Genomic DNA, 7,246 nt, shown 5'->3' with positions numbered 1-7,246 from the left:
CGGCAGCTCGCTGACCAGGTGGTACTCGCGCGGGCGCTTGTAGTGCGACAGGTCGGTGGCGTCGACGTGGGCCTTGAGCTCGTCTGCGGTCACCGGTTCCTTGGCCACCACGAACGCCGCGATGCGCTGGCCCCACTGTTCGTCCGGAATGCCGATGACCACGCACTCGCTGACCGCCGGGTGGCCGAGCACCGTTTCCTCGACCTGGCTCGGCAGCACGTTGATGCCGCCGGAAATGATCATGTCGTCGATACGGCCGCGCAGGTACAGATAGTTGTCGGTATCGAGCACGCCCATGTCGCCGGAGCGCCACCAGCCGTCGTCGAAAATCTTGCGCGCCAGCTGCGGCTGATCCCACACCTGGGAGGCGACCGACAGGCCACGGATGATGACCTCGCCTTCCTCGCCCGGCGCCACCTCGTCGGTGACCGCGCCCCCGGGCTGGATGACGCGCACGTCCGCGTTCAGGAACGGCTTGCCGACACTCTCCTGCTTGCTCGGGTCGCGGTAGTCCTCGTTGTACATCATGGTGCCGCCGGCACAGGAACCGGTCTCGGTGGTGCCGTAGATGTTGATGATGTTGCCGCAGATCTTGTCGCGCACCAGACCCATGGTGCGGGTATCCATGGGCTCGCCGGCGTAGCCCGCCTTCTTCAGGTTCGACAGGTCGTAGTTGTCGAGGTCCTCGCGGAACAGCATGCGCCACATGGTGGGTACCAGGAAGGCGAACGTGGCGCGCTCGTCCTGGAGTTTCTGCAGGAACCGCTTGGCGTCCCACTGGGCCATGAACACGATCTTGCTGGCCGCATTCAGGAACGGGATGGTGCAGTTGTACCAGCCGATGAAGGCGGTGGTGGACACGTTGACGATGCAGGCGTACGGGTCGGCATCGAACACGAAGGCGCCGCCGCGCGCGCTTTCGATCTGCGTGCGGTGCGTGTGCATGATGCCCTTGGGCACACCGGTGGTGCCCGACGACAGCGCGATCATCGACGTGTCGTGACCGTAGATGGGCATCGGTTCGAAATCGAGCGTGTACTGGTCGAGGTCGCGCGGGATGACCGGGTCGTCGCCGCTGTCGCGCTTGTCGGGCGGAGTGAGTTCGGAAATGGCCCGAATGGCGGAACTCACCACGGGTGCCGCGCGGCGCAGCTCGCCCGCCAGCTCCTCCAGCGCGCCGTCATACACCAGAACGCGCGGGGACAGCCGTTCGAGCACGGCAGCAAGGATCTTGGGGGATTCGCGCAAGTGCAGCGCGCTCGGCACCGCCCCCAGTTCAAATGCGCCGAACAGCGCCACCACGTGCTGCACCGACGGATACATCAGCAGCGCCACACGGTCGCCCTTGCGCACGCCCCGGGTGTGCAGCAGCTTGGCCATGCGCTGCACCTGGTCCTTGAGCTCCGCATAGGTGTAGCGGTACAGGTCGTCGACCACCGCCTCGTTGTTCGGAAACCACTTCGCCGCGCGGTGCAGCATGTCGCGCAGGTTGGTGTCGCGTGTCATCTCGTCCCCCTCAAAAAGGCAGCGTAAAAAATGTCCTGACGATAAATATCGGCGGCTCGTCCATGAGCCGCCGCCGATCCCGCCATTGCGGCAGGCGCCGGGCTCAATACGAGCGCGGCATGCCCAGATCGTGCTGGGCGATGTAGTTCAGCGTCATCTCGTCGGTGACCGGCGCGATGCGGTTCAGGCGCAGGTTGCGGTAATGCCGCTCGATGCCCGACTCGCTGATGTAGCCGGCGCCGCCCAGCGTCTGGATGGCGCGATCGGCCGCATACAGTGACGCATGCGCCGCCGCGTACTTGGCCGTGGTGGCCTGCACGCCGCACTCGCGTCCCTGATCGTACAGCCAGGCGGCTTCGTACACCTTCAGGCGTGCGCATTCCAGCTGGATGCGCGCCTCGGCCAGCGGGAACTGCAGGCCCTGATGGGTGGCCAGCGGCTTGCCCCAGATGGAACGCTCGCTGGCGTACTGCACCGCCTTGCGGATCAGGTAGTTGCCGGTACCGATGCAACTGGCGGCGATGGCCAGCCGCTCCGGGTTGAGGACGCCGTACAGCGCCTTCCAGCCCTTGCCCTCGGCACCGACCAGATTCTCTTGCGGAACCTTGAAGTCGTCGAAGAACACCGCGTTGGTGTCCATGAAGTGGCTACCCATCTTCTTGAGCGGACGCGCCTCCAGACCGTCCCCCGGCAGGTCGCCGACCAGCAGCGACACGCCCTCGGTGCGCCGCGCCGGGTCGTACGGCGCGGTACGGCACATGATGCCGATATGGCTGGCCACCTTGATGTTGGAGATGTACATCTTCTGGCCCTTGACCAGATAGTGCTCACCTTCCTTGCGCGCCTCGGTGCGAATGGTGGTGATGTTGGAGCCGGAATTCGGCTCCGTGAAACCACCGGCCCACAATTCGCCCTGTACGATGCCCGGCAGGTACTTGGCCTTCTGCTCGGGGGTGCCGGCGCCATTGATCAGGCAACCGCCGAACACCGGCCCGCCCACGAACATGCCGCCGCAGTCGCCGCCGTTGCTCGACAGCGCCTCGGCGGCCAGGCACATCTCGACCATGCCCAGCCCGCTGCCGCCGTACTCCTCCGGCACCGTGATGCCCAGGATGCCCTGGTCGACCAGGGTGCTCCAGAACTCCCGCGGGAAGCCGTACTCCTCGTCGATTTTCTGCCAGTAGCTGTCTTCGAACTGCTGGGCGATCTTCTCGCACAGATCGACCAGCATGCGCTGATCCTGGCTCAGTTCGAAGTCCATGGCTCAGACGTCCTTGGTAAGTTTGTAGGACTGCGTGCCGGGCTTGAATTCGCGCCGCTTGAACGAGGCCAGGGCGGTGCGGATCCAGTCGTCGTTGGTCTCGCGCGACAGTTCCCACAGCTTCGCCATCTCGTAGTCGATGGCCGGCTCGAAGTCCATCCACTTGACCTTCTCGTAGACTTCCTTGGTCTTGCGCAGCACGGTGCGACCCAGGCGGCTGAGCATCTTCACCACGCGGTCGGTCTCGGCGTCCAGTTCCGCCAACGGCACCGACTTGCTGGCGTAGCCCATTTCCTCGGCCTGCTTGCCGGTGAAGGTCTCGCCGGTCAGGCCGTAGTACAGCGCCTTCTTGCGCGCCGGCATGTTGTGCGCATAGGCCCAGGTGGTGCCGCCGCCGGGGAAGATGCCGAAGTTGACCTCGGACAAGCCCCATACCGACTCGTCGGCGACGATGGCGATGTCGCAGATACCGGCCAGTTCCATGCCGCCGCCGAAGCACCAGCCGTTGACCTTGGCGATGGTCACCGCCGGGAAATTCTTCAGGTGCTTGAACCAGGTGAACACGTCATCGTTGATGGCGGCCATGCGCTCGGGATCGTCGAACGGCTCGAAGAAACACTGCTCGAGGTCCATGCCGGCACAGAACGCATCCTTGACGCCCGTGATCACCAAAACCTTGACGCGCGCTTTCTCGACCTCGACCAGCGCGTTGCGCACGTTGTTGTGCAGGGTCGGGCTCATGCAGTTTTTCTTTTCGGGCCGATTGAACTGGATGGTGGCGACATCGCCGTCAATCGTCAGATTGATGCACTCGTAAGACATGGGAGGCCCCCTTCAGGCGCTGTTAATGATGAAACCCCGCCCGGCGGCGGGAGCGCAATTAGACCATAACGATCGTTTGGGCGGGTTAACTTTACAGACGTCCGGTGGCCGAGTGCGGCGTCGCTGAACTACCATTCGCAAGGAAAACAAGCTCATCGTTCGAGCATCCGGCTCGAACACCACGTGCGGAGAACACACGCGTCATGTCACAACCTCTAAAACTGCAAGACCTCATGGAAGCCAATGGCGTGGTGGCGGCCCTGCGTTGGCAGCAGTCGCGCTTCATCAACGCCATCGCCTACCCGGCGCGACTGGTCGAATACCTCGGTTTCGAGGGCGAAGAACGCGCCCGCCAGCTGATGCTGTCGGCCGAGGCCATGGGCCTGTCCATCAAGGGCGTGCTGGAGATCGACTACTACCGTGACCGGAACCAGAATCCGCACAGCCTGATGCCGGCCGACGGCTACATGATCCACGGCCAGAAATTCAACCTGGTGTGCACCCTGAACCGGGTAGCCACCCTGGTGGACAACAAGGTCGATTACGATCTGAAGGGCCTGTTCCTGAAACAGGCGCTGGTCCGTAACGACTGAACGACACCCCCGGTGTCGGCCGCAACGGCCCGGCACCGCCCTGCGCGGATACCCACACCCTAAACGCCCCACGCCGTCTGCGGCGCCCCGGCGCATGCGAGGAGACACGTCACATGCACAACAAACCCATCGTCGCCACCATGATCGGCGACCCCTGCGGCATTGGCCCGGAAGTCGTGGTCAAGTCCCTGGTGCTGGATGACATCCACGCCCTGTGCCGGCCCCTGGTGGTCGGCTCGGTGGAATCGGTGCAGCAGACGGTGGACATGCTCAAGTACGACGTCACCGTGCGCCGCGTGACGGACGTCGAGGGCGTCGGCCTCGACCCGAAGGTGATCGACGTCTACGACACCGGCCAACTCGATCCGAAGTACATCACCCTGGGCAAGGCCAACGCCGAGTGCGGCCACGCCAGCGCCGCCTGGCTGAAGGAAATGGACGAACTGGCCCTGGCCGGCAAGGTGCAGGCCACCATCATGGGGCCGATCAACACCGACGCCCTGAAGATGGCCGACAAGTTCGATGCGGTGGTCGGCGTCGAGGTCGGCAAGACCTACCTGTTCCTGATCACCGGCCCGCTGCGCGTGGTGCACCTGACCGACCACATCCCGCTGCGCCAGGTGTGCGACATCATCTCGCCGGACCTCGTCTACAAGGCGCTTCGCACCATTCACGACGACTTCACCCGCTGGGGCATTCCCAACCCGCGCATCGTCGTGGCCGGACTGAACGCCCACGCCTACGGCGAAGAGGACACGCAGCAGGTCGCGCCCGGCGTCGAGAAGGCGAAGGCCGAAGGCATCGACGTCACCGGCCCGGCGCCACCGGACAGCGTGTTCCGCTGGTGCATCGACGGCAAGTACGACGTGGTGCTGTGCATGTTCCACGACCAGGGCCACATTGCCGTCAAGACCTGGGGCTTCGTCGGCAACTGCGCCATGATCCTCGGCACGCCGTACATCCACATGTCGGTGGCACACGGCACGGCCTTCGACATCGTCGGCAAGGGCATCGCCAACCACGAAATGATGCTCACCTCCATGCGCAATGCCGCGAGCCTGGGCGCCGGCACGGGCTTCTACCGGGAAGCCGCCACCGCGTGAGCGTGCCGGCCCGCGACCTGGCACCCCCGGCGGTGGTGCTGCTGGACCTCGACGGCACGCTGGCGGATACCGCCGACGACCTGGCGCAGGCCATGAACACCCTGCGCGCCGAGCTGGGCCAGCCGCCGCTGCCGGCCGGCGCCCTGCGGCCCTACGTGTCGCAGGGCGCGCGCGGCATGCTCGGCTACGGGCTTGACCTGCGGCCGGGTGATGCACGCTATGTGGAACTGCGCGACCGGTTTCTGGCGATCTACGCCGACTGCTGCTCCGGTCAGGCGCGGCTGTTCGAAGGGTTTGCCGAGGTGCTGGCGCTGCTGCGCCAGCGTGGGCTGCGCATCGGCATCGTCACCAACAAGATGGAGCGCTTCGCCGCCCCCGTGCTGCGGGCGCTCGGCGCCTGGCCGGATGCCGACTGCCTGATCACGCCGGACCACCTGGCGCGCCCCAAGCCCGACCCCGAAGGCGTGCTGCTGGCCTGCGCGCGGTTCGGTGTCGAGCCCGCGCAATGCGTGTTCGTCGGCGACGACCGGCGCGACATCGAAGCCGGCCGCGCGGCCGGCACGCGCACCGTGGTGGCCGCCTACGGCTACCTGCCGCCGGACGAGGACATCACCACCTGGGGCGCCGACGCCCGTATCGACGCGCCGGCTCAGCTGCCGGCGCTGTGCCAACGCTGGGGGAGTGCATGAGCGCACCGGAGCTGACCGACATCGTGCTTCACCGCGCCGCGCGCACCCTGGAGCTGCGCTTTGCCGACAGCGGCGTGTTCGAGCTGCCGGCGGAGTTCCTGCGGGTGCACTCGCCATCGGCCGAGGTGCAGGGCCACGGCCCGGGCCAGGAAGTGCTGGTCACCGGCAAGCGCGAGGTTGCCATCACCGCCCTGGAACCGGTCGGCCACTACGCGGTGCAGATCACCTTCTCCGACGGGCACGACAGCGGCCTGTTCAGTTTCGATTACCTGTACCGCCTGGGCCGCGACCGGGAAACGCTGTGGCAGCGGTACCTGGACCGGCTGACCCAGGCCGGGGCCACGCGTCAGCCATGAACGCGGTCCATGCCAGTGTCGACGACCTGCGCCGGGCGGCCCGGGACTACCTGCCGCGCCTGGTGTTCGACTTCGTCGACGGCGGCGCCGAGCGCGAAATCACCCTGCGCGCCAACACGGCCGATTTCGAGCCGCTGCGGTTCGCGCCCCGGGTGCTGACCGACGCCAGCCAGATCGACACCGGCACCACCCTGCTGGGGGAGCAGATCGCGCTGCCGCTGCTGATCGCGCCCATGGGCCTGTGCGGACTGGTGCGTCCGCAGGGCGAGTTGGCGCTGGCGCGCGCGGCGCAGGCGGCGGGCATCCCCCTGGTGCTGTCCACCACCGCCAGCCATGCGCTCGAAACGGTGATGGAGGCCGCGCCGGGCAACCTGTGGTTCCAGCTGTACCTGTTCCGTGACCGCGAATTCACGCGCAGCCTGCTGCAGCGGGCCCGCGGCGCCGGCTACCGGGCACTGGTGGTTACCGTCGACCTGGCCCGCGGCGGCAAGCGCGAGAAGGACATCCACAACGGCTTCACCGTGCCGCCGCGCTTCTCGCGCCGCACCGCGGCCGACCTGTTGCGTCACCCCGGCTGGCTGTGGCGCATGCTGCCGCACCGTCACCAGACCCTGGGCAACCTGGTCGGCTGGGGCGGCCAGGACAGCAACGTGGTGGCCCTGTCCACCTTCATGAACACGCAGATCGACCCCAGCATCAGCTGGGCCGACATCGAGTGGCTGCGGTCCGAATGGGACCTGCCGCTGCTGGTCAAGGGCATCCTGCGTCCGGACGACGCGCGTCAGGCGGTGGCCGCCGGCGCCGATGGCGTGATCGTGTCCAACCACGGCGGGCGCCAGCTCGACGGCGCACCGTCGACCATCAGCGTGCTCGGCAGCGTGGTCGACGCCGTCGGCGGTGCCGGTGAAGTCATTCT

At 66.5% G+C, this 7,246-nt stretch carries 8 protein-coding genes; 5 read left to right on the top strand and 3 right to left on the bottom strand.

Annotated features, from left to right (window positions below; genetic code table 11):
• From ABYX71_RS09335 to ABYX71_RS09325, 3 genes are all read right to left on the bottom strand, one after another.
• On the bottom strand, window positions 1–1,506 hold a 1,506-nt coding region (locus ABYX71_RS09335; protein ID WP_372696230.1), incomplete at its 3' end, for a class I adenylate-forming enzyme family protein.
• A 103-nt stretch (window positions 1,507–1,609) separates the two neighbouring features.
• On the bottom strand, window positions 1,610–2,767 hold the full coding sequence (locus ABYX71_RS09330; RefSeq protein ID WP_372696229.1) for an acyl-CoA dehydrogenase family protein: 1,158 nt from the start codon (window positions 2,765–2,767) through the stop codon (window positions 1,610–1,612).
• Window positions 2,768–2,770: 3 nt separating this feature from the next.
• Complete coding sequence (locus ABYX71_RS09325) at window positions 2,771–3,589, bottom strand: p-hydroxycinnamoyl CoA hydratase/lyase (protein WP_372696228.1); 819 nt, start codon at window positions 3,587–3,589, stop codon at window positions 2,771–2,773.
• Window positions 3,590–3,792: 203 nt separating this feature from the next.
• Between ABYX71_RS09325 and ABYX71_RS09320 the strand changes: the two genes are divergently transcribed.
• The 5 genes from ABYX71_RS09320 to ABYX71_RS09300 form a co-directional block, all read left to right on the top strand.
• Window positions 3,793–4,182: a hypothetical protein gene (locus tag ABYX71_RS09320; protein WP_372696227.1), complete on the top strand. Its 390-nt coding sequence runs from the start codon at window positions 3,793–3,795 to the stop codon at window positions 4,180–4,182.
• A gap of 113 nt (window positions 4,183–4,295) precedes the next feature.
• Window positions 4,296–5,285 carry a PdxA family protein gene (locus ABYX71_RS09315; RefSeq protein WP_372696226.1) on the top strand — a complete coding sequence of 330 codons (990 nt, stop codon included), beginning with the start codon at window positions 4,296–4,298 and terminating at the stop codon, window positions 5,283–5,285.
• On the top strand, window positions 5,282–5,974 hold the full coding sequence (locus ABYX71_RS09310; RefSeq protein WP_372696225.1) for an HAD family hydrolase: 693 nt from the start codon (window positions 5,282–5,284) through the stop codon (window positions 5,972–5,974). Before ABYX71_RS09315 ends, ABYX71_RS09310 begins: the two co-directional genes overlap by 4 nt.
• Complete coding sequence (locus ABYX71_RS09305) at window positions 5,971–6,330, top strand: gamma-butyrobetaine hydroxylase-like domain-containing protein (protein WP_372696224.1); 360 nt, start codon at window positions 5,971–5,973, stop codon at window positions 6,328–6,330. The genes ABYX71_RS09310 and ABYX71_RS09305 overlap by 4 nt, the downstream gene beginning before the upstream one ends.
• Window positions 6,327–7,246, top strand: a 920-nt coding sequence (locus ABYX71_RS09300; protein WP_372696223.1) for an alpha-hydroxy acid oxidase, incomplete at its 3' end; no start/stop codon positions are given. The genes ABYX71_RS09305 and ABYX71_RS09300, both read left to right, overlap by 4 nt.

Origin of the sequence: Immundisolibacter sp., from assembly GCF_041625615.1 — a bacterium.
Classification (GTDB): domain Bacteria; phylum Pseudomonadota; class Gammaproteobacteria; order Immundisolibacterales; family Immundisolibacteraceae; genus Immundisolibacter.
The sequence above is the reverse complement of the archived record's forward strand: the minus strand, read 5'-3'. Positions and strand labels throughout refer to the sequence as shown.

Bases quoted from the DNA above. Each gene is read 5' to 3' on its own strand.
- ABYX71_RS09305 (WP_372696224.1), top strand. From the start codon at position 5,971: ATGAGCGCACCGGAGCTGACCGACATCGTGCTTCACCGCGCCGCGCGC.
- ABYX71_RS09315 (WP_372696226.1), top strand. From the start codon at position 4,296: ATGCACAACAAACCCATCGTCGCCACCATGATCGGCGACCCCTGCGGC.
- ABYX71_RS09330 (WP_372696229.1), bottom strand. From the start codon at position 2,767: ATGGACTTCGAACTGAGCCAGGATCAGCGCATGCTGGTCGATCTGTGC.
- ABYX71_RS09320 (WP_372696227.1), top strand. From the start codon at position 3,793: ATGTCACAACCTCTAAAACTGCAAGACCTCATGGAAGCCAATGGCGTG.
- ABYX71_RS09325 (WP_372696228.1), bottom strand. From the start codon at position 3,589: ATGTCTTACGAGTGCATCAATCTGACGATTGACGGCGATGTCGCCACC.